The sequence below is a fragment of the Aquabacterium sp. G14 genome, assembly GCF_037482285.1.
GTDB lineage: Bacteria > Pseudomonadota > Gammaproteobacteria > Burkholderiales > Burkholderiaceae_C > Aquabacterium.
In genome coordinates, this window is record NZ_JBBEYB010000011.1 from 89172 (window position 1) to 109989 (window position 20818).

Here is a 20818-nt window from a genome sequence, read left to right on the forward strand (position 1 = left end):
TCAGTCGCTCAGAAACAAGGCCTGCAGGTCGCTGAGGAAATCAAAGCCCTTGTCGGTGGGCCAGGCGCGGGCCAGGTCCCGTTGCAGCAGGCCTTTGGCCTCGGCCTCGGCCAGCGGCTGCTGGATGCTGGCCAGGGTCAAGCCAGTGCGCTCGGCAAAGCGCAGCAACTCGAAGCCGTCCTTCAGGCGCAGGGCGTTCATCATGAACTCGAACGCGCGCGATTTCAATGGCACGTCCTGTTCGTTGGAGCAGGCCAGGCCCTGCACGGCCTTGTCCATGTAGGCAGCCGGCTCGCGCCAACGCACCTGGCGCACGATGCGGTCCGGGAAGCTGATCTTGCTGTGGGCGCCGGCCCCGATGCCCAGATAGTCCCCAAACTGCCAGTAGTTCAGGTTGTGCGCGCACTGGTGGCCGGGGCGGGCATAGGCCGACACCTCATAGCGCTGCAGGCCGGCGGCCGTGGTGCGCGCGATCAGGTGGTCCAGCATGTCGAAGGCAGTGTCCTCGTCAGGCAGGCCTTTGGGTGGCTGGGTGGCGAAGCGCGTGTTGGGCTCCAGCGTGAGGTGGTAGAGCGACAGGTGCGGCGGCTCGAAGGCCAGTGCCTGCTGGATGTCGGCTTCCAGGTCGGCTGGAGACTGGCCTGGCAGGGCGTACATCAGGTCGAGGTTGAAGGTCTCGAAGTTGCGCTGCGCCTCTTCGACGGCGGCGATGGCCTGGGCGCGGTTGTGCACCCGGCCCAGCGACTTCAGCTTGGCACCGTCAAAGCTCTGCACGCCAATCGACAGGCGGTTGACCCCGGCCTGGCGAAAGGCTTTGAAACGGTCGGTCTCGAAGGTGCCGGGGTTGGCCTCCAGCGTGATTTCGGCGTCGGCTTCCAGCGGCAGGCGGGCGCGGATGTCGGACAGCAGGCGGTCGATGCTGTCGGGCGAGAACAGGCTGGGTGTGCCACCCCCAATGAAGACGGTGTGCACGCGGCGTCCCCAGATTTGGGGCAGGGCTGATTCGAGGTCCGCGCGCAGGGCGTCAAGGTAGCGGGCCTCGGTCTGGGCCGACAACTGGCCGGCACCAGCCGCCCCGGCGGTCTGCGCCGCACCGGGTTCGTGCGAGTTGAAGTCGCAATAGGGGCACTTGCGCAGGCACCAGGGCAGGTGCACGTACAGCGACAGTGGGGGCAGGGTGCTCAGGGCACCCGGGCGTTGCAAGGTGATCATGCGGATTGCCAGGGCCAGTGAGTGGCCGTGGCACCGTCGGTGCCCAGGCCCCAGCGGGCGGTGATGAGTTGCAGCAGTTGCTGGCAGGCCAGTGCGCGGTGACTGACGGCGTTCTTGATTTCGGGGGGCAGTTGGGCGGCGCTGAGCTGGTGTTCGGGCAGCCACAGCAGCGGGTCGTAGCCGAAGCCATGCTCGCCTTGCGGGGCGTGCAACAACTGACCACACCAGTGGCCTTCCGCGATCAGGGGCTCGGGGTCTTCGGCGTGGCGCACAGCCACCAGCAGGCAGGTGAAGTGGGCTTGGCGGTCAGTGTGGGTGGCCATCTGTTCCAGCAGCCAGGCGTTGTTGGCCGGGTCGATGTGTTCGCGGCCCGCACCTTCGGCGACGCGTCCTGCGTCCACCGCATAGCGGGCCGAGCGCACCCCCGGCGCACCACCCAGGGCGTTGACACACAGGCCAGAGTCGTCGGCGAGCGCAGGGCCGCCTCCCAGGCGGGCCGCATGGCGTGCCTTGGCCAGAGCGTTTTCAACAAAAGTGACGTGGGGCTCTTCGGCCTCGGGGATGCCGAGCGCACCTTGCGTGACCAACTCCACCCCCAGGGGGGCGATCAGGGCCTGCAGTTCGCGCAGTTTCTTGGCGTTGTTGGACGCCAGGATCAGTTGTTTGCTCATCGGGTGTCAGCAGCGTGGGTCAGGTCCCGACCGGGGCACCGGCCGCGCTGCTGGCGCGATGAGGTGTCCGATCAGGGTTTGCGGGTGCCGTTGGCGGAGCGGCGGATGGCTTCGTTGATCTCTCGGATCGAACGTTCGATGGCCGCTTCGTCCAGGTCATCATCTTCGACATTGTCGCCGGGACCGGCGCCTGCGCCGATGCTGGCCTGGATTGTGGACGCGAAGACCTCGTCACCTAGCTCATGGGTGGACACACTTGGCTTGTCTTCGTCAGTGGCCGACTCCCATTCCATCGCGATGATGGTGACGTTGTCGCACTTGGCGCCACCATTGCGCAGCGCCACCTCGACCAATTCCGGCACCGCCTCGTGGATGGGACTGGCGGACAGGTGGTCAGTGATGACCTCGTCATCGACCGTGCCCCACAGGCCGTCAGAGCACAGCAAGATGCGATCGCCCTCTTGCAGCAACAGCGGGCCCGAGGTGTCCACCACGGGCTTGCCTGGGCTGCCCAAACAGGTGAACAGCACGTTGCGGTTAAAGCGATCGTTGTGCAGCGCGTTGTGACCGAGGGTCTGCTGCAGCTCCGAATAGGAATGGTCGCGGGTGCGGGCGATCAGTTTGTTGCCACGCACGAAGTACAGCCGCGAGTCCCCGCAGTGGGCCCAGTAGGCCATGTTGCCCTGCAGGATGCACGCGACCAGGGTGGTGCGCGGGTTGTCGATCAGGCCCTTCTCACTGGCGTAACGCAGCAACTGATGGTGGCCTGCCATGATGGCATCTTGCAGAAAGCGCAGCGGGTCGGCCAGCACAGGCTTGGCATCGCGCTGGAACATCGCGGCCATGGTCTGCAAGGCCAGCTGTGAAGCCACTTCGCCTTCCGGGTGACCGCCCATGCCGTCGGCCAGGGCAAACAGCCCGGCGTCGCGCGTGTAGCAGTAGCCCATGCGGTCTTCGTTCTTCTCACGGCCGCCCTTGCGGCTGATCTGGTAGACGGAGAACCTCATGTCTTGGCACCGGTTTTCAGGTTTTCAAGTTGCAGCTTGACCCGCTCGGCGAAGGTGAGCTTGGAGTAGCGGCGCTCGGTTTCGCGTGCCAATTCTTTTTGCAGGGCAAAGACGCTTTGGGGGCGCGCCAGCGGGTCGAGCGACATGCACCACTCGGTCACCTCGATGAGGTTGTCCGAGTACACATTGCGCAGCCGCGACAGGGACAGGCCCAGGCGATCTTTCTCGATGCGCTGTGGGGCATCGTTGGGCGGATAGCCCTGCATGCAGGCGTAGATGCAGGCGCCGATGGCGTAGATGTCGGTCCAGGGCCCCAGCGAGCCGTCGCGGCGGTACATCTCGGGCGCGGCAAAGCCGGGCGTGTACATCGGGCGGATGAAGTTGCCTTCCTTGCTCAGCACTTCACGCGCCGCGCCAAAGTCCAGCAGCACCGCCTTGTTGTCGTTGGTGATGAAGATGTTGGCGGGCTTGATGTCCAGGTGCAGCATCTTGTACTGGTGGACAATGCGCAAGCCGCGCAGGATCTCATCAAACAGCGAACGGATGGTGGACTCGCGGAACACCTTGTCGCGCTTGAGTTCACGCGCCGTGACGATGAAATCCTGCAAGGTGTCACCTTGCAGATAGTTCATCACCATGTAAACGGTTTCGTTCTCGCGGAAGAAGTTGTAGACCGACACCACGCTGGGGTGGGCGATCTGGGCCAGCGAGCGACCTTCTTCAAAGAAACTTTTCAGACCCAGACGGTACAGGGGCTGCTTGTCGGGCTTGACGCGGGGAATCAACTCACCCGCGGAACGCTCCGCCAGGGAAGCGGGCAGGTATTCCTTGAGCGCCACCAGCCGCTTGTCTGGGTCCTCAGCGAGGTAAACCACGCCAAAACCGCCCGCAGCGAGCTTCTTGACAATCTGGTAGCCGCCCACGACGGTGCCCGGGGGCAACGGGGCAGGTTTCGGCTTTGACATAATCGAGTTTTGTCGTCTGGTGTCAAGTAACCATGTCAGTCTACTCCATGACCGGCTTTGCAAGCGCGGTGTCGTCGGCTCCCGACCACGTCAGTGAAAACACCGACGAGGGCGATGCGCCAATTGCGTCACGCAAACATGCCACAGGGGCGGTGGGGGCCGAACTGCGTTCGGTCAACAGCCGTTTTCTCGACCTGAGTTTCAAATTGGCCGACGAGTTTCGCGGCCTGGAACCCGCCCTGCGCGAAATGCTGACGGCCTCGTTCAAACGCGGCAAGATCGAATTTCGTTTGCAACCCCAGCGTGCCGCCGATGCGGGTTGGCCGCAGCCTCAGACCGAGCAGCTGCACACCCTGGCGCGCCTGGAGGGTACGGTGCAGAACTGGCTGCCCAAGGCGGCCCCGCTGTCGGTCAACGAGGTGTTGACCTGGTGCCGGGCGGCCGCCCCCACGGTGCGCCTTGAAGAGGCCGCCCTGGAGGCTGCACGCCAGTGCGTCGAGGCTTTGAAAGAGGCCCGCGAGCGCGAGGGCGCTCGCCTGGTGGCTGTGCTGCAAGACAAGCTCAAGGGTCTCAAGGCGCTCGCCGAGCAGGCTGTGCCGCTGGTGCCGCAGGCAGTGCAACGCCAGCAGGAGCGCTTCGTACAGAAGTACCAGGACGCCCTGCAGGCCGTGGGGGGCGCGGTGACGCCCGAAGCCGCCCAGGAGCGCGCGCTCAGCGAGGCCGCCGCTTATGCCTTGCGCATCGATGTGGACGAAGAGGTTCAGCGCCTGCGAGCCCACCTCGACGAAATTGGCCGCCTGCTGAAAAAGGGTGGCGAAGTGGGTAAACGCCTGGATTTTCTGATTCAGGAGTTACACCGCGAAGCAAATACCCTGGGCTCCAAAGCCGCGGCCTTGGAATTGACCCAGATTTCGGTGGACATGAAGGTGCTCATCGAACAAATGCGTGAACAAGTGCAAAACATCGAATGACCACCGCTCAAACCCCCCCTTCCACGTCGCCCGCCGCAGCCGAGGCCGACTATCCCGGCAACCTGTACGTGGTGTCGGCCCCCAGCGGCACGGGCAAATCCAGCCTGGTCAATGCCTTGCTGGAGGTGGACTCGCATTTGCAGGTGTCGGTGTCGCACACCACCCGGGCCCCGCGCGGTCAGGAACAGCACGGGCGTGAGTACTGGTTCACCTCGAAAGAGGAGTTCCAGGCCATGATCGAGCGCGGTGAGTTCTTCGAGCACGCTCACGTGCACGGCAACCACTACGGCACGTCCCGCAAGGCCATCGAAGACCGTATCCAGAGTGGCGAAGACATCGTGCTGGAGATCGACTGGCAGGGCGCGCTGCAGATCAAGCGCATCTTCCCCAATGCCATCCTGATCTTCATCATGCCGCCCAGCTACGAGGAGCTGTTGCAGCGCCTGAACCGCCGTGGCGAGGACGCCCCCGAGGTGATCGAAACCCGCATGGCCAACGCCCGCATCGAGGTCGCGCAGGCCCAGCACTTCGACTTTGTGGTGATCAATGCCCTGTTTGAGTCGGCTTTGTTCGACTTGAAGTCCATTGTTCACGCACAGCGGTTAAAATACTCAGCTCAGCGTCGGAACAAGCCCAATGTGTTTCGTGCGCTCAATTTGATCTGAGTCTGATTCAGACCTTACCGGAGCACCCACATGGCCCGCATCACCGTTGAAGATTGCCTGCAAAAGATCCCGAACCGCTTCCAGCTGGTGCTGTGCGCAACCTACCGTGCCCGCATGCTGAGCCAGGGGCACACCCCCAAGATCGAGTCGCGCAACAAGCCCGGCGTGACCGCGCTGCGCGAGATTGCTGCCGGTCAGGTGGGGACCGAAATGCTGCGCAAGGTGCCGACCTGATCGCACGCTGACCCCCTTGGCGCGCGCGCCAGGAAGAGTCCATCCGAAAAGGCCCGGCGCAAGCGGGCCTTTTTCTATTTGTCCGATAGACACAGCCCGCTCACGGGAACGGGTATCCGCGCTACAGTCTGACGATGACCCTGGCCACCGATGCAGCCGCCGCCTCTTTTGCGGCCCTGACCCACAAGCTTGACTACCTTGACGAGGCGGACATCCGCCGCGTGCGCGAGGCCTACCGCTTCGCAGATGAGGCGCACCTGGGTCAGTTTCGTGCCAGTGGCGAGCCCTACATCACGCACCCGATCGCAGTGGCCGGTTTGTGCGCCGACATGAAGCTCGACGCGCAGGCCATCATGGCGGCGCTGATGCACGACGCCATGGAGGACTGTGGGGTCACCAAGATCGAGCTGATTGAGCGGTTTGGTGCGCCCACGGCCGAGATCGTCGACGGCCTGACCAAACTCGACAAACTGCACTTCTCGACGAAGGAGGAGTCGCAGGCCGAGTCCTTCCGAAAGATGCTGTTGGCGATGGCGCGCGATGTGCGCGTCATCCTGATCAAGCTGGCCGACCGCCTGCACAACATGCGCACGATGGATGCGATGGCCGCGCACAAGCGTGCCCGCATCGCCCGCGAGACGCTGGACATCTATGTGCCCATTGCGCACCGTCTGGGCCTGAACCAGACCTACCGCGAGCTGCAGGAGCTGTCCTTCCAGTACATCAACCCGTGGCGCCATGCCGTGCTGTCGAAAGCGGTGAAGCGCACGCGTGGCAACCGTCGCAATCTGGTGGATCGCATCCAGAGCGAGGTGCAGGACGCCTTCCGCGAAGCCGGCATGCACATCGAGGTGTACGGTCGCGAAAAGACGATTTTCTCGATCTACAACAAGATGATCGAAAAGGGACTGAGCTTCGCGCAGGTCAGCGACATCTTCGGCTTTCGCATCGTCACGCACGAGCTGCTGGACTGCTACAAGGCCCTGGGCGTGCTGCACCAGCTCTACAAGCCGCTGCCGGGGCGCTTCAAGGACTACATCGCGATCCCCAAGCCCAACGGCTACCAGTCGCTGCATACGACGCTGGTGAACCCGGTGGGCACAGCGGTCGAGTTCCAGATTCGCTCGCAGATGATGCACGACGTGGCCGAGAAGGGCATTGCCGCGCACTGGATGTACAAGGAGCAGGCCGAGGCCAGCGATGCCAACCCGCAGCAGGCTGCGGTGTGGCTGCAGTCGCTCATCGACATCCAGCACGAAACCCGTGATTCGGCCGAGTTCCTGGAGCACCTGAAGATCGACCTCTTCCCTGAGTCGGTCTATGTGCTGACGCCCAAGTCGCGCATCGTGGCGTTGCCCAAGGGGGCGACGCCGGTGGACTTTGCTTACGCCATCCACTCCGGGGTGGGCGACAAGTGTGCCTCGGCCAAGGTCAACGGCGAGCCGGTGGCACTGCGCACCGAGCTGCGCAGTGGGGATGTGGTCGAGATCGTCACGGCGGCAGGCGCAAAGCCCAATCCGGCGTGGCTGACCTTTGTGCGCACGGGGCGCGCGCGCTCCAAGATCCGCGCCTACCTGAAGAACATGGAGGCGGAGGAGTCATTGGCCTTGGGCACCAAGTTGCTGACGCAGGCCTTGCGCGCAGAAGGCCTCAAGATGCCGCCGGGTGACGAACACAGTGAAGGTGCCTCCGGCGCCTTGTGGCAGGAGTTGATTCGCTTGGGCGGAAACCGCAGCCGTGACGAACTGCTGATCGACATTGGTTTGGGGCGCAAGGTGGCGAGCATGGCGGCCAAGCGTCTGGCTCATTTGATGGCCGAATCTGGACAGCGTCCGGACGCCTTGACACTGACGCTCGGTCGTTTTGCCGATGAGGCTCCCACGCACAGCTCAGTGGTGATTGACGGCAGCGAGGGGGCCACGGTGCGCTTGGCCCCGTGTTGTTGCCCGGTGCCGGGCGATCGCATCAAGGGTTATCTGGGGCGCGGCGAAGGCTTGGTGGTCCACACCCAGACCTGCGCGGTGGGTCGCCGCTTGTTCGAGCGCGATGGCGAGCGCTGGATCGAGGTGAACTGGTCTGACGAACCGACGCGGATGTTCGAAACCGTGCTGAAAGTCTTGGTGGCCAACGGCAAGGGTGTGTTGGCCCAGGTGGCTGGCGCCATCAGCCATGCGGAAACCGACATCACCCACATTGAGATGGGCAATGAGCGCCTCGGTGAGACCGCAGAGCTGAAGCTGACGCTGGAGGTGCGCGACACCGACCACCTGGCCGAAGTCATTCGCTCACTCAAGCGCTGCCCCGTGGTGCTCAATGCCGAGCGCCTGAGCGCCTGAGTGCGCCATCGGCGCTCCGCGCGAGGAGGCCTCAAGTGGCGCAGCACGGCTTCAGTGCGCCGTTTCGGGGGCAGGGTAGCGGACCTCCAGGATTTCCAGTCGCTCCAGTCCGCCAGGGGTCATCAACTGCACTTCGTCGCCCACACGTGACTTGAGCAGTGCCCTGGCGATCGGGGAGATCCAGCTGACCTCACCTTGCAGGTTGTCCACTTCATCGATGCCCTTGATGGTGATGGTGCGCTCCACCCCAGCCTGGTTTTCATAGGTCACGGTGGCCCCGAAGAACACTTGATCGTTGCCGTGGTGCAAGCTGGGATCTGCCACCTCGGCGATGTCGAGGCGTTTGGTCAAGAAGCGGATGCGCCGGTCGATCTCGCGCAGGCGCTTCTTGCCGTAGAGGTAGTCTCCGTTCTCGGAGCGGTCGCCATTGGAGGCTGCCCAATGCACGATTTCGACGATTTTCGGGCGCTCGTTGTCGATCAGGTGCAGCAACTCTGCGCGCAGACGTTGGTAGCCCTGTGGGGTGATGTAGTTCCTGCTGCCCGAAGGCAACGGTGGCAGGGACAGGTCATCGTCCTCGTCGCTGTCGGTTTCCTTGGTGAACGCTTTGCTCATACGGCGATTGTGCCCAATGCGCAGGCCTTCAAAAGTGTCACTTGTTCACACCGCACATGCCTTCATGCCGGCGCATGCTGGCTTCAATGAGCACAATATCCAAAAAATGAAAAAGTGCGCCCCCAATGACGTCGGCAGGCGAGGCGGGGCGACTCAGAAAGGTCAAGAGAATGTCCGACGTGATTCCGTTGGGGCCGGGTGCCCGGATGTTGACGACACGTGAAGCGGCCCAACGCCTGGGGGTGTCCTTGCGCACGGTGCAGTTGTGGGTCGAGGCAGATATTTTGCCGGCAGCGCGGACGCCCGGCGGGCATCGACGGATTCCGTACAACGCCGTGGAGGCGCTCGCGCTGAGTACCGGGCTAGGAGGCGAAACGTCGCCGACAGGTTCGCCGCGGGTGACACGCAAGGATTTGTTGCGCGCCGAGACAGGCGCGCGTGGAGCGTCCATGCGCTCGGCGCCTGCGGATGTGCCTGTTGAGGCGATGGACGTGTTGCTGGTGTCGGACGATCAGGCATGGCAAGAGGCCTGCACCTTGGCATTGAGCCCATATGGGCAGGCCGTGAAGTTGCGATTTGCCGAAACAGGCTATCTGGCGCTGTTGCAGATCGGCCAGAAGACGCCAGACCTGCTCATCACCCATCTTGATTTGCCGGGCATGGATGGCATGGCGATGTTGCATACCTTGGAGCGCAGTGAGTCGATCTCTGGCATGCGCACGTTGCTGCTCACGGATTGGACGCCGCAAACCTTGATTCGCCGAGGAGGTGTGCCCGCCTCGGTCGAGGTGGTGCATACGCCTGTGACGGCGGACGCGATCGCGGTGCGCGTGGGGCGCTACCTGTTGGGGCAGCGTGTGATGGGCAGGGCGGCCCAGCTTGAGTGAACCCCGACACGGCCGCAGTGCGATGAATGCCCCCTGAACGGGGAGGGGTGAGAACCCGGTGATCGGTGGTTGTGCGGCATGCGCAGCGGCGATCCTGCGCCAAGATGCACGGTGGGATCACTCGGGGGAGAATGTGCAGGGTTCAAGCTTGGCGCGACGCCGCAGGCCGTGGGGGCGACTGGCTTTGTTGCTGGTCTATTTGCTGTTGCTGGGCCTGGTCTGGATGGCGTGGCGTGATCCGGCTTGGCGTGTGTTGCTCAGTCCTGTGATGCTTGCAGAGTTCGGGCGGGAGGTTTTGGCCTGGCCCATGGGCTCGGTGTGGGTGTTGCTGGCCTATGTCGTGGCGGTGGCGTTGGCGATGCCTGTGCTGGCCTTGATCACGCTGGGCGTGCTGATTTTTGGTCCTTGGCCTGGCATGGCCTATGCCTTGGTGGGCATGGTCGCGGGGGCCACGGTGACGTACGGATTGGGGCGAGTCACCGGGGCGCAGGCATTGGATCGGCTGTTAAAGGGGCGCTTGCAACTCATGTCGACCCATCTTCATCGGCGCGGGCTATGGGCGATTGTGTTACTGCGTGCCTTGCCTGTAGCCCCCTTCATTGTGGTGAACTTGGGCGCCGGCGCGCTGCGTGTGCGCTTGCGTGACTATGTTCTGGGTACATTCTTGGGCTTGCTGCCTGGCACGGTCTTGATTTCTCTGTTCATGCGCCAGGTGCAAGAGGCCGTGCGTACGGCCACGCTGGGTGCCTGGATGGCGCTGGCGGGGGGCGTGCTGCTGGTGGCGGGCGTGCTGTGGTGGCTGAATCAGCAGTTGCGTGCGCGCAAGCTGCGAGGAGCCCAATGACAAAAGCCCTCAAGCGTGAGCTTGAGGGCTTCGTCTGGTGCGGCTGGCAGGATTCGAACCCACGACCCCTTGGTTCGTAGCCAAGTACTCTATCCAACTGAGCTACAGCCGCTAAAAATGTTCTCGGTTTACCGTGTCTTGCGATTTGGTGCGGCTGGCAGGATTCGAACCCACGACCCCTTGGTTCGTAGCCAAGTACTCTATCCAACTGAGCTACAGCCGCCGAGAAGTGAAACTATAGCATGTTTTTAACAGGCTTGTAAACAGGCGCTGATTTTTCTCAGATCTTCGTTGCGCTGCCGGGATTCAGTCGCGTTCCGGCAACGCCGCCAGACGGTAGAAGCGCGCGGCTTCCTCTGGACGATTTTCGCGTTCCGCCATTTGTCCCAGTTGGGCCCAGGCTGTGCGGCGATCGTTGACGTCCAGTTGCAAATCATTGGCCGCCGACAGCAGCATGCCCCGAGCCTTCCCCCACAGTTGACGCTCGGCCAGCGCGAGCCCCAACGTCAGTGCCAGCGCTGGGTTGCGAAGCGCAGCAGGCGTGGTGGCGTCCAGACGCGGAAGCCAATCGGCCTCCAGGCCGGTCAGGCTGTCGCGCAGGGCACGGGACAGGGCTTCAACGGATTCTGGTGATTGCTGGTTGATCTGATCCCAAAGCGGGGCCAGCCATTGACGCGCCTCGTGGGGCGCGCCCAATTGAGACATGCGTCGCGCGGCATGCGAGACCACCAATGGGTCACGTTTGTCGTGCGGATCGAGGTTCACCCACAGGCTGCGCATTTGGTCGATGTCACGGGCGCCTTCGAGGGTTTCGCTGGCCAGGGTGCGCAGCAGGCCCTCGGCTGCCGAGGGAGTGAAGCCTTGATGTTTGGCAAGCAGGCGTGCCGTACGCAAGGCTTCCATGGGCTGACGAGCGAGTCGGGCTGCTTGCAACTTCAGGCGCAGCGCCTGGGTGCGACGTGCAACACCGGGGGGCAGTTCTGCCAGCTCACGCAAGGCACGCGTTGCATCGCGGTCCTCCAGGGCACTTTCAGCCGCCATCAGCCTTGCGCCTTCTTCGGTGGCGCGCGGCTTGCGCGTCAGCTGCGACAACTCCAGCGCGCGTTGCAGGTGCTCGTCGCGGCGCTGGCGGTCTTGCAGGCGGTGCAGGCTTCCAGCTGAAAGCATGTGCGCCAAGGCCGTGAATTCGGCATCCAGCGCCAATTCGGGTGTGTCAGCCTGGATGGCAATGGCCTTCTGGCAGGTCTTGTGAGCGCGCGTGTACCGGCCAGCCAGATACAGCGCCAGACCCTCGCGCAGGGCAGCTTGCGCCACACGGTCTCTGCGTGAGGTGCGCCACTGTTTGGCCCGCTCTGGCAAGGCCAGCAAACTGTCGAGGGCGCGCACCAGGGAGTAGACCGCCACGAACAGGGCCACCAGCACGAGGAGGAAGAGGTTGAGCGAGACGTCGGTGCGCCAGCCACGCCAGTATACGGTGACGAGGCCGTCGTTCGCGCCGAGGGCCGAGGCCCCAACCACGGCGATCACGGCAACCAGCAAAAGCCAGACGATGGAGCGCATGGTGCGTCGGTCCTTCAGTGCTTCAGTGCGGAGGGTCAGCGGCCGGCGGACACGGCCGCCAGCGCTGCCAGGGTGTCATCGGGCCTTGGCACGGTGGTCTGGGTGCTTTGCTTTGCAACGTCGATCAGCAGGTTGCGCAGCAACTGCGTCTTGCGTGACTGAGCATCGAAGTAACGCGGCAGGACCGCTTCGACTTCCTGCAAGTCGCTGGCAGCGATGGCGGTCTGGCGGCTCAGCAGCGCCAAGCGGGCGTTGAGCAAGCGCAACTTGATGTTCTCACGCAGGAAGTAGCTTTGCTCGGGAGAGACCAGCATGCCTTCGGGCCGCTGGATCTCGGTGACGCGGATCAGGTTGCGCGTTTCGAGCCAGACACGGTTGCCCGCTTGGCTGAGCCAGTGGTAGACCTGGCTGGTCCAGGCGGCGGATGCGGCATCAGGCTCGGATGCGGTTGCATCTTGGCGGGCGCTTGCCTTGGGCGGGGGCGCAGCTTTGCGAGGCTGAGCGCGAGCTGACTCAGGTGAGTTGAGCAAGGGAACCTCGTCTACCAGGCGCGTGGCCTCGTCCAGACGCAAGGTGAGAGCGCTCAGATCGGCCACCCGTGTGGCACGCACATCATCCAGATCCTTGGCCACCGCGCGTCGGACGTTGTCGAGCCGTGGCTGTGCAGCGCGCGCCAGACGCGCATCAGCCGACTGCAGTGCAACCACCAGGGGCTCGGCGCTGCCGGTCAGGGAAGCTTGCTGTGTGGCCACACGCAGGCTGGACTCCAGATCCGCGAGCAGGTTCTCATCGCGCGAGGTGCTGAGGTTTTTGATGAGGTCTTCGACCTGCGTGCGTTGCAGCGCCACCTCGGCCAGTCGGCTCTCCAGCAGGGCGGTTCGAGCGGCTGATTCGCGTGAGAGCTCCTGGGCTTGTTTGGCCAGCAGGTGCGCTTCGGTGGCCTGAGTCTGGCTGCTTTGCTGGCGGCGCACCAACTCTTGCTCCAGACCTTGAACGCGCGACTGTGCCTGCCAGGCCAGCCAGAGCCCTCCTGCTGAAGTCAGGCTCAGCACGAGCACAGCCCAGCGAACCCATTCGGCGGGCGCCGGTGTGGGGGCGTGGTCAGGTTCAACCTGCGGGGCCAGGGGGGCTGGCAGGGTCTCGGGGGTGGGGGGGGTTGGCTCGGTCACAGTGGTTTGATTGTATCGACGACCGCCTGATTTACGGACACCTGGCGTAGTGCGTCCACCACTGCCGCGAGCGTGGGGCGGGTCTCGATGATCTGGGTGATGCCCATGTGCCGGGCTCGTTCGGTGATGCGTGGATGGGTACTCAGGGCAAGGGTCTGGGACCAGTCCGTGTCAGGTCGATCCGGCAACTCAGGCAGGTGTGAGGTGAGCAGGTGATCCATGGCTTGGGAGCTGCTGAACAGCCAGACGTGCCGACCTGGCGCGATCAGCGCGGTGCGCGCGAGTGCTTGCTGTGCGGTGCTCCAATGGCCGGGCCCCCGCTGATAGCACAGTCGCGGCTGAACGAGGGCGCCGCGTGCGCGAAATTGCTCTGCCAGCCAAGGGCGTCCGCGGGCCTCTCGCTGGTCGCCACCACTGATGATGCAGACCGATTGGCCGGCCCAGTCCAGGGGGGCTAACATGGGCCACAGGGACTCCGAGTCGAACTGCTCGGCATCAGCGCGTGGGTTGAGGACCTGATGTGGCATGAGGCCGCAACGGGCGCCGCGCTCGATCAATTGTCGGGCAGTGCCAGGGCCGGGCGCGGCCGCAAGGGTGTGTGACGGCCAGGTCATCCCTGCGGGTCTCAGCTGAAAGAACCACTCCACCGCCGCCGGGCTGACGAACATGAGCAGGCGATGCTGTGTCAGGTTCTGCCAAAGTGTCGTGACGGGGCTGGGGTCAGCGGGAGCTTCGATGGCGATCAAGGGCAGGGCGTGCGCATCCATGTGATGGGCGCGCAGGGCGTCCACCCAGTCATCGGCCTGTGGCTGGGGGCGGGTGACCAGGATGCGCAGTGCGTCCATGGTGGGTTCGGCGTCTTTTAAAGTGCCGCGAGCCATTCTTCGCCCGCCTGGGCTTGCAACTGTGCGGCGATCTGGCGACCCAGTGCGTCCGCTTCGTCAGCGTTGCGAGGGCATCCGCTGGTGGTGGCTTGCACCAGGAAGGGCTGTTCGGGATGTCCGAGCAGGGCGCGCAAGACGAGCACCGGTTCACTGTCGTCCGAGGGGCCGGTTTGCCATTCGGCAAAAGCGGCCAAAGGCATTGAGCAGCTACCGCCCATGGCGCGGGATACGCCACGCTCGGCCAGCGTTGCCAGCCAGGTTGGCGTGTGGGCCAAGCTTTGCAAGGCAGTGTTCAACTCGGCGTGGCTGTCGCAGATTTCGAGGCCCAGCGCACCTTGGCCCGCCGCGGGCAGCATCACGCTGGTGTCGAGGTGCTCGCGGATGCGCGCGGCCAAACCGAGGCGTTTGAGACCTGCGGCAGCGAGAATGATGGCGTCGTACTGTCCCTCATCGAGCTTGCGCAGTCGGGTGTCGAGGTTGCCGCGCAGGGCCTCGATCTTGAGGTCGGGTCGACGGGCACGCAACTGCACCATGCGCCGCAGGCTGGATGTGCCCACGACAGCGCCTTCGGGGAGTTGGTCCAGCGCGGCATGGTGATTGGAGACAAAGGCGTCCCGGGGATCTTCCCGCTCCAGCACGGCGGCCAGCACGAAGCCGTCGGGCAGCTCCATGGGCACGTCCTTCAGGGAGTGCACGGCCAGGTCGGCACGGCCTTCTTCCAGGGCCACTTCGAGCTCTTTGACGAAGAGGCCCTTGCCGCCGACCTTGGAGAGGGCGCGGTCGAGGATCTGGTCGCCCTTGGTGGTCATGCCCAGCAGCGTGACCGTTCGGCCAAAGCGCGCTTGCAGCAAGGACTGGACATGCTCGGCCTGCCACAGGGCCAGGCGACTTTCACGGGTGGCGATCACCCAGGGAGAGGAGGAGGGGGCGGACACGGTCATGTGTCGATGCTATCAGCGCTCGGCCCCTGTGGGCGCCCGCTTTGCTCAAACCTTGCGCGAGGCCAGTGCGAGTTGGCGCTTTTGCGTCTGGTTGATGTAGAACTGCAGGTCGCGCTCACCCTGGTTGAGGTTGACGAACTCGCAGCCCAGGCGCGAGCCGCGCGTCTCGGGGTGGATGGGGGTGGCGTGTCGCATGACGAAGCTCACATCCAGCCAGGTGTCGTCGTCCAGACGCAGACTGCATGAGGGCACGCGGGTGCCATCGGGGATGGTGGGCATGTCGTCGGGCAGGAACAGGGCCATGCCGCCCAGGCTCACGTCCAGCACGCGCAGAGACAGCTCGGTTTTGGCCTGGAGCGGGTGGGCAAAATGGGCCGTTGGCATGGCGCTGACCGCAGGCCTGACGCGAAAACTGGTGCGCCGTTGAAAGCGGTACAGCTCGCGGGGGTAGCGCGCGTTGATGACATTGAGCTGGTCACCGTGCACCATCACCAGCCCCCCCAGGTCGAACTGCAGCTTGATGCTGTCGAGGTAGGCGACCGCCGTGACCTCGTTCGATTCCAGCAAGGCGCGCAGGCCGGCGTGGTTGCTTTCGCCGCTGAAACCCACGAGTTCCCGATCAGGCTCGATGTTCCAGATCAGCGTGGTGTAACTGTGCCCCTCGGGGCTGCTGAGGGTGACCAGGGTGCGGGAGGCTTCGACCTGGCGCAGCAGATCGAAGATCTCGATGGGGGACGTGATGCGGTAGTCATCCAGCGCGCTGGCTTGCGCGCGGTCGTTCAACGGTTTGCTCATCGTCCAGGATCGAGATACTCAGTGCATCTTCTTGGGGTCTATGGAAGCGCCCATCATACGGCTGAGATCGTGCAGCCATGGCTCGGTGAGCGTGCGGATTTCCGCATCGTTGAAGAGGATGCGCTGCATGATGCGGCTTTTGAGCGCGCGCTCGTCGCGGCCGAGGGTACGGCTTTCCGAGGCGTGCTTGAGTTGCGCGATCAGCACGGCGCAGGCGCCTTCGAGCTTGACCACGGTGTCCCAGTCGCCGGTGCGGGCGGCCTGCAGCATGTCCTGGCTGGCGGATTCGATGGCCTCGTAGTAGCCGAGCAGGTTGCGGGAGAGTTGCTCGGTTTCGCGGGCGGTGATGAGGTCGGGGGCGTTCATGCTTGGATCCTCATGGCTGCGGTCGAGGCGGGGGCGTCGGAGGTGGGGGCGATTTGCAGCCAAGCCTCACGAACAGGTTTGAGCAAGTTCACGCACTCGTCCAGCGCGGCGGTGTCGTTGCGCAGGTTGGCCTGGGTCAGGCGCAGGGTGATGTAGGCGTACAGATCGCTGAGGTTCTGGGCCACTTCGCCACCCTCGGCCAGGTTCAGGCTGGCTTTCAGACCTTCGTCGATGATGCGGATGGCCTTGCCAATGGCGGCGCCTTTGACCTCTACCTGCTTGTTCAGCATGGCGCCGCGTGCTTGCGCGATGCTGTCCAAGGCCCCGTTGAACAGCAAGGTGGTGAGTTGATGGGGGGATGCGCCGTTTACGCCGGTTTCGACGTCGATGCGGCGATAGGTGTTGCTCATGTTGCGTTGGCTGAACATGCTGGCAGTAGAACCTGTGGCTGTGGCGTACATCGTAGATCTCGTGCAGTGGATGCTGATAACAGCGTTGAATTGGTTATCGGCAGCACGGCCCGTAGCTTGACCCCTTTATGCCTGTTTGATGCCGTAGAAACAGGCCTCAAAAAAGCATCAGTTCCGGCTTATGCACGTGAGGCAACTGGCAGGATCGAAGATTCATTGTCTTCCATCCCGGTTTGGGATGGAAGACCTTGGTACTGATCCAGCAAACGCTGGCGAAGCAAGGTGCCCGCCGTGCTGCTGGGTGAGTTCGCAGCCAGGTCGGTGCTGGGCTGGGCAAGCGCGCCAGCATCTGGCGGGGTTGCGGTCGTGTTGGCCGGAAGGTCGGCCAGCACCTGTTGCGCCAGCATGGTCTGGCTTTGGCGCACAGCGGCGGAATCCTGCTGCAAGGCAGTGGACAGCTGCTGCGTGTTGATCTGCAACTCACCCGCAGGGGTGCGGGTCATGCCCGTTTGTGCCAGTGTGCGAGCCAACTCTGTGGGCTGATCGGGTGTGCCCAGCAGGCTCTCGGTGCCGCGTTGCACCGAGTTGGCCACGCTGCCGCCCAGCTTCTGCAAGGCGTTGTAAGCCTGGGTGAAGTTCTGGGCCGCTTGTTGCCTGCCTGTGCGGTCAGGCCCGACGTTGATGGTGGCCGGCATATCGGTGGGGCTTTTCAGGATCAGGCTTAAGCCCGCCTGGCTTTCGATGGCATTCAGCGGGGACTCCACCGCTTCGTCGTTGATCTGCGCCTTGGCATTGCTTGCAGATTGCAGCAATTGCATCCCGGTCGTGCCCATTGACGAGGGGTCAAACCCCAGCGCGCTCAGGGCTGCGACGTCCGAGCCGCTCTCAGCGGGCGCTTGGGGGGCGTCAGCCTCTTCGGTCGTGATCTTGAAGCCGTTGTCTGCTCCGGTGCCGGTCGAACGCAGCACCAGCCTGGAACCGGTCGCGTCAGACACCACCGTGGCGACCACGCCAAGCCCAGCGGCATTGATTTTGTCGCGCACGCGGTCCAGCGTGTCGTTTTTCGGGCCGAGCACCACGTTGGCCTTGGGCCAGTTGGGGTTGGGGGCGAAGGTGGTGGGGGGCACGTCCCACGAACCCATTTCGATGTTCAGCGTACCCAGCCCGACCACGGTGGAGAGCGACGAAAACGTGGCGGTGCTGGTGATTTGGGCCGACGCCAGTTGGGTTACGTTGACCTGATACGTTCCGGCTGGCGTCTGTGCATTGCTGCGTGCGGTGACAGCGGCGGGGGCGCCAGAGGATGCAACGGTGGATGACCACAGTGCTTTGCTGGTCAACTGCGATGCCGCTTCGGACAGGGCCGTGATGGCGCTTTGTCGCATGCCGCTAGATGAAATTTCAGCGACATCCTCCAGCTGGGGGGGGCGCGGCGTCTCAGTGTTCAGGCGTGCCAAAGAGGCGTTGCTCATCACTTTCGTGAGATCAACGCCTTCTGTTGTGCCGGCTGATGAGATCGTTGCCATGATGAACCCCCGATACCGCAAGACACCTTACAGAGGAGCAGTGACACCGCGTCACCAGAAAACTCCTTGATGTCTATGCCTTCGGTAGTTCGAAAGAGAACTTTAGGCTTGATCTAGATATGTTACAAATTCAATGGTGGCGGAGTGAGTGAAGCTGCGGAGTAGCCCATTGTCGGCCCGACTACCTCAGTCGATCACTTGTTGGAGTTATTGTTCCACTGCGTGACTTGCTGGTTTATGTAGGTCGACAGGGTGTTGAGGGATGCCATGCGGCCATCCAGCGCCTGATACTGCTTGTTCAGTCGCTCTGCCACCTTGGCCACCCGATCTTCCAACTTCTCCTGGTCTTTCTGATTCCGTGTCAGACTCTTGGTCAGGCCTTCTTTGCGGGTGGACAGTAGGCCGTCGGAGCCAGTCAACGCTGTGGCAAAGTCGGCCAATTTTTGGGCCATACCCGTAACGCCCGACTCGCTGTTGCCAGCAAACAATTTGGCGAGTTTGCTAGGGTCGGAAAGCGCGGCATCCAGCTTGGCGGTGTCCAGCGTGAGCGAGCCGTCGCGCGGCGTCGCGGCACTGCTGCTGGTCAGGCTCAGAATACTGAAATCAGCAGCCCCGTTGTCACTCAGCAGCCCTCGCAGGCGGCCACGGAGGTTCAGTACCGTGTTGTCGCCCTGCAAGGTGCCTCCGACCTTGGTGGCTGCATCGTAGGCCGTTTGCCTGGTGAGAAAGCCATTCAAGGCGTTGTAAGAGGCCGCGAACCGCTGTACCGCTGCGCGCTGCGATCCGGTGTCGTTGCCGATACTTAAAGTAACAGGCGATGTGGTGGTGGCCGCCACGGTGAAGCTCACACCTTCAATCACATCCGAAAACGTATTGTTGCTGGATGAAATTGCCAAGCCGTCAATGGTGGCACGCGCATTGGTTGCAGCCACCGTTTGTGTCATGCCTGTACCACCGACGGCTTGTGGGTTGATGTAATTCAGTTTGGCGAAGCCATCAGTCAGCGGAGTCTCGCTGTCGATCTGCGTCGCGCTGATGCGCATGGCATTTTCTTCGCCGGTGCTATTGCTGCGAACGAGCAGGCGGGCGCCGCTAGAGTCTTTCACGATGCTGGCAGTGACACCAGACTTGGCGTTGTTGATCGCATCCCGAACATCGGCCAATGTGGTGGTGGCGCTGTTGAACGTGAGGTCCAGCTTTTTGGCTTCGCCCTTAGGCACAAAGTCGCTGGGTGCGCTTTCGTCAATCGCGTTTGTTGCGGGGTCGTCGGCTGTTGCACCGCCAGACCAGGTGCCCAGTTCGATGGTCAGCTTACCGCTGCCCAGCACGCTGGTACTGCTGGCAAACGAGCCCGATGCCAAACTTTGAGCCGAAGCGAGTTGCTTGACCTGAACGCTATAGGTTCCACTGGCCGCACCAGCTTTGGCTGAGGCCGTGAGCGTGGAAGTATTGCTGCTTGTGGCTGTGTTTTGCGTCCACAAGCCGGCTTTGGTTAGCTCGGTCGCTGCAGCTGATAAATCCGAGATCAAGCTCTGGACTTGCCCATAGGTGGAGATTTGAGTCTGGATCCGAACCGCAGTCGATTGCAGGTTGGCGAGCGGCTTTTTTTCAAGGGCGACCAACTGCGACACGATGCTACTGACATCCAGCCCACTGCCGATGCCTGTTGATGAAATACTCATGGCAATGCCCTCCGAGCTTGAGGATGTTATCGGCCGGTACAAGCAACAACTTGAGGCTCGATTTGTTGTCGAGCCTCAAGTGTCATTTACTGCTGAACTCACGTCAAAGGGTTTAGCCCTGCAGCAGTTTCAGTACGTTCTGAGGCAACTGGTTAGCCTGGGCTACCATGGCGGTGCCAGCCTGCTGCAGGATCTGCGCGCGACTCAGGTTGGCTGTTTCCTGCGCAAAGTCGGCATCCATGATGCGGCTGCGCGAGGCGGTCAGGTTTTCGCTCATCGTCTGCAGGTTGTCGATGGTGGTGCTGAAGCGGTTCTGTACGGCACCCAATTCCGCGCGGCTGGAGTTGATGGCCGTCAAGGCTGCATCAATGGATGTCAGTGCTTCGTTTGCACCGGCGACGTTCGAGATATCCAGAGCGGATACGGCAACGCCTTGACCGGCGATGCTGAAGCTCTGTGTGCCACCTGTCAAAACACCGTCAAACACCACAGCGCCTGTCACACCCTCGGGAGCTGCGTAGGTGATGTTAATGGCCGCTCCGGTCGTGCCTGCAGCGCCCAAGCCGAACGTGGCCATAGTCGCGCCGGTGGTATTGGTGTCATTGAACGTCGTGGTGATGTTGCGACCATCAGCTGCGATCAGCTCGATACCCGAGCCAGTGTCTTTGGCGACCACACCTGTCACTGCCGACTTGGCATTGATGGCGTCGAGTGCGTTGGAGCGATTGGTTGTGGCATTGGTTGTGGCGCCAATAGTGATGTCAGTGCCATTGATGTTGACGGTAACATCACCAGGGGCGGTCACTTCTGTGCCGTCGGTTTGGGTTCCCTGGGCTACCGTTGTTTTGCCTGCGGTGGCCGACAGACCAGGTGCACCTGAGGCATTGATGGCTGCGGCAATGGCCTTGGCGTCGTTGGCGATGGTGCCAAGACTGTAGTCCGTGCCACCGATGGTGACTTTGGCTGCTGCTGTGGTATCGCTGGCAGTGCCGATGCTTTGGTTGGTTGCCAAGACGCCTTCAAACTTGCCCAGATCGCTGGTGCGTGCGCTGGCAATCTTGTCAATGGTGATGGTCTG

General features: G+C 63.0%; 22 protein-coding genes, 2 tRNA genes and 1 pseudogene. 7 read left to right on the forward strand and 18 right to left on the reverse strand.

What is annotated here, in order from left to right; all coding sequences use genetic code 11:
- The 4 genes from hemW to WIT60_RS12580 all read right to left on the reverse strand — a co-directional run bounded on the left by hemW (window position 1) and on the right by WIT60_RS12580 (window position 3855).
- On the reverse strand, window positions 1-1212 hold the full coding sequence (gene hemW / locus WIT60_RS12565) for a radical SAM family heme chaperone HemW (RefSeq protein WP_339584252.1): 1212 nt from the start codon (window positions 1210-1212) through the stop codon (window positions 1-3).
- The gene (rdgB, locus tag WIT60_RS12570; protein ID WP_339584253.1) at window positions 1209-1883 is read right to left on the reverse strand and encodes an RdgB/HAM1 family non-canonical purine NTP pyrophosphatase; all 675 of its coding nucleotides are present in this window, start codon (window positions 1881-1883) and stop codon (window positions 1209-1211) included. Before rdgB ends, hemW begins: the two co-directional genes overlap by 4 nt.
- A gap of 71 nt (window positions 1884-1954) precedes the next feature.
- A complete protein-coding gene (locus WIT60_RS12575) occupies window positions 1955-2890 on the reverse strand; it encodes a PP2C family protein-serine/threonine phosphatase (RefSeq protein WP_339584254.1) in 936 nt (311 codons plus the stop codon).
- Window positions 2887-3855, reverse strand: a complete 969-nt coding sequence (locus WIT60_RS12580; protein WP_320366754.1) for a serine/threonine protein kinase — start codon at window positions 3853-3855, stop codon at window positions 2887-2889. Before WIT60_RS12580 ends, WIT60_RS12575 begins: the two co-directional genes overlap by 4 nt.
- A 32-nt stretch (window positions 3856-3887) precedes the next feature.
- Between WIT60_RS12580 and WIT60_RS12585 the strand changes: the two genes are divergently transcribed.
- The 4 genes from WIT60_RS12585 (at window position 3888) to WIT60_RS12600 (ending at window position 8061) form a co-directional block, all read left to right on the forward strand.
- Window positions 3888-4826, forward strand: coding sequence for a YicC/YloC family endoribonuclease (locus tag WIT60_RS12585; protein ID WP_339584255.1), 939 nt, complete (start codon window positions 3888-3890; stop codon window positions 4824-4826).
- Window positions 4823-5491, forward strand: a complete 669-nt coding sequence (gmk, locus tag WIT60_RS12590) for a guanylate kinase (protein WP_339584256.1) — start codon at window positions 4823-4825, stop codon at window positions 5489-5491. Before WIT60_RS12585 ends, gmk begins: the two co-directional genes overlap by 4 nt.
- 30 nt (window positions 5492-5521) lie before the next feature.
- A complete protein-coding gene (gene rpoZ, locus WIT60_RS12595; RefSeq protein ID WP_339584257.1) occupies window positions 5522-5725 on the forward strand; it encodes a DNA-directed RNA polymerase subunit omega in 204 nt (67 codons plus the stop codon).
- A 134-nt stretch (window positions 5726-5859) separates the two neighbouring features.
- Complete coding sequence (locus WIT60_RS12600; RefSeq protein ID WP_339584258.1) at window positions 5860-8061, forward strand: RelA/SpoT family protein; 2202 nt, start codon at window positions 5860-5862, stop codon at window positions 8059-8061.
- Between the two features lie 51 nt (window positions 8062-8112).
- On the opposite strand, the gene greB is transcribed toward WIT60_RS12600, so the two are convergent.
- Together greB and WIT60_RS12610 are read right to left on the reverse strand one after the other, a co-directional pair.
- Window positions 8113-8676 carry a transcription elongation factor GreB gene (greB, locus tag WIT60_RS12605; protein WP_339584259.1) on the reverse strand — a complete coding sequence of 188 codons (564 nt, stop codon included), beginning with the start codon at window positions 8674-8676 and terminating at the stop codon, window positions 8113-8115.
- A 37-nt stretch (window positions 8677-8713) separates the two neighbouring features.
- Window positions 8714-8842 (reverse strand): hypothetical protein, encoded by a 129-nt coding sequence (locus WIT60_RS12610; protein WP_339584260.1) that lies wholly within the window; start codon window positions 8840-8842, stop codon window positions 8714-8716.
- A 4-nt stretch (window positions 8843-8846) separates the two neighbouring features.
- On the opposite strand from WIT60_RS12610, the gene WIT60_RS12615 reads away from it, so the two are divergent.
- The 3 genes and pseudogenes from WIT60_RS12615 (at window position 8847) to WIT60_RS12620 (ending at window position 10407) form a co-directional block, all read left to right on the forward strand.
- Window positions 8847-9563 carry an excisionase family DNA-binding protein gene (locus WIT60_RS12615; RefSeq protein WP_339584261.1) on the forward strand — a complete coding sequence of 239 codons (717 nt, stop codon included), beginning with the start codon at window positions 8847-8849 and terminating at the stop codon, window positions 9561-9563.
- Window positions 9564-9614 (forward strand): annotated as a pseudogene (locus WIT60_RS16910) (iron-sulfur binding domain-containing protein); the annotation flags it as partial.
- Window positions 9615-9711: 97 nt separating this feature from the next.
- Window positions 9712-10407: a TVP38/TMEM64 family protein gene (locus WIT60_RS12620; RefSeq protein ID WP_339584262.1), complete on the forward strand. Its 696-nt coding sequence runs from the start codon at window positions 9712-9714 to the stop codon at window positions 10405-10407.
- A gap of 35 nt (window positions 10408-10442) precedes the next feature.
- On the opposite strand, the gene WIT60_RS12625 is transcribed toward WIT60_RS12620, so the two are convergent.
- From WIT60_RS12625 to WIT60_RS12680, 12 genes are all read right to left on the reverse strand, one after another.
- Window positions 10443-10519, reverse strand: a tRNA-Arg gene (locus WIT60_RS12625).
- A gap of 34 nt (window positions 10520-10553) precedes the next feature.
- Window positions 10554-10630, reverse strand: a tRNA-Arg gene (locus WIT60_RS12630).
- A gap of 83 nt (window positions 10631-10713) precedes the next feature.
- Window positions 10714-11967, reverse strand: a complete 1254-nt coding sequence (locus WIT60_RS12635; protein ID WP_339584263.1) for a heme biosynthesis HemY N-terminal domain-containing protein — start codon at window positions 11965-11967, stop codon at window positions 10714-10716.
- 35 nt (window positions 11968-12002) lie between these two features.
- Window positions 12003-13136, reverse strand: coding sequence for a uroporphyrinogen-III C-methyltransferase (locus tag WIT60_RS12640; RefSeq protein WP_339584264.1), 1134 nt, complete (start codon window positions 13134-13136; stop codon window positions 12003-12005).
- A complete protein-coding gene (locus tag WIT60_RS12645) occupies window positions 13133-13981 on the reverse strand; it encodes a uroporphyrinogen-III synthase (RefSeq protein ID WP_339584265.1) in 849 nt (282 codons plus the stop codon). The genes WIT60_RS12640 and WIT60_RS12645 overlap by 4 nt, the downstream gene beginning before the upstream one ends.
- 17 nt (window positions 13982-13998) lie before the next feature.
- Window positions 13999-14961, reverse strand: a complete 963-nt coding sequence (gene hemC, locus WIT60_RS12650) for a hydroxymethylbilane synthase (RefSeq protein ID WP_339584266.1) — start codon at window positions 14959-14961, stop codon at window positions 13999-14001.
- Between the two features lie 45 nt (window positions 14962-15006).
- Window positions 15007-15756 carry a flagellar brake protein gene (locus tag WIT60_RS12655; protein ID WP_339584267.1) on the reverse strand — a complete coding sequence of 250 codons (750 nt, stop codon included), beginning with the start codon at window positions 15754-15756 and terminating at the stop codon, window positions 15007-15009.
- Window positions 15757-15774: 18 nt separating this feature from the next.
- Complete coding sequence (locus WIT60_RS12660) at window positions 15775-16122, reverse strand: flagellar protein FliT (RefSeq protein WP_300156580.1); 348 nt, start codon at window positions 16120-16122, stop codon at window positions 15775-15777.
- The gene (gene fliS / locus WIT60_RS12665; protein ID WP_339584268.1) at window positions 16119-16532 is read right to left on the reverse strand and encodes a flagellar export chaperone FliS; all 414 of its coding nucleotides are present in this window, start codon (window positions 16530-16532) and stop codon (window positions 16119-16121) included. The genes WIT60_RS12660 and fliS overlap by 4 nt, the downstream gene beginning before the upstream one ends.
- Window positions 16533-16711: 179 nt before the next feature.
- Complete coding sequence (gene fliD, locus WIT60_RS12670) at window positions 16712-18004, reverse strand: flagellar filament capping protein FliD (protein ID WP_339584269.1); 1293 nt, start codon at window positions 18002-18004, stop codon at window positions 16712-16714.
- Between the two features lie 248 nt (window positions 18005-18252).
- A complete protein-coding gene (gene fliD, locus WIT60_RS12675; RefSeq protein WP_339584270.1) occupies window positions 18253-19740 on the reverse strand; it encodes a flagellar filament capping protein FliD in 1488 nt (495 codons plus the stop codon).
- 112 nt (window positions 19741-19852) lie between these two features.
- Complete coding sequence (locus tag WIT60_RS12680) at window positions 19853-20752, reverse strand: flagellin (RefSeq protein WP_339584271.1); 900 nt, start codon at window positions 20750-20752, stop codon at window positions 19853-19855.
- Between the last annotated feature and the right edge of the window lie 66 nt (window positions 20753-20818).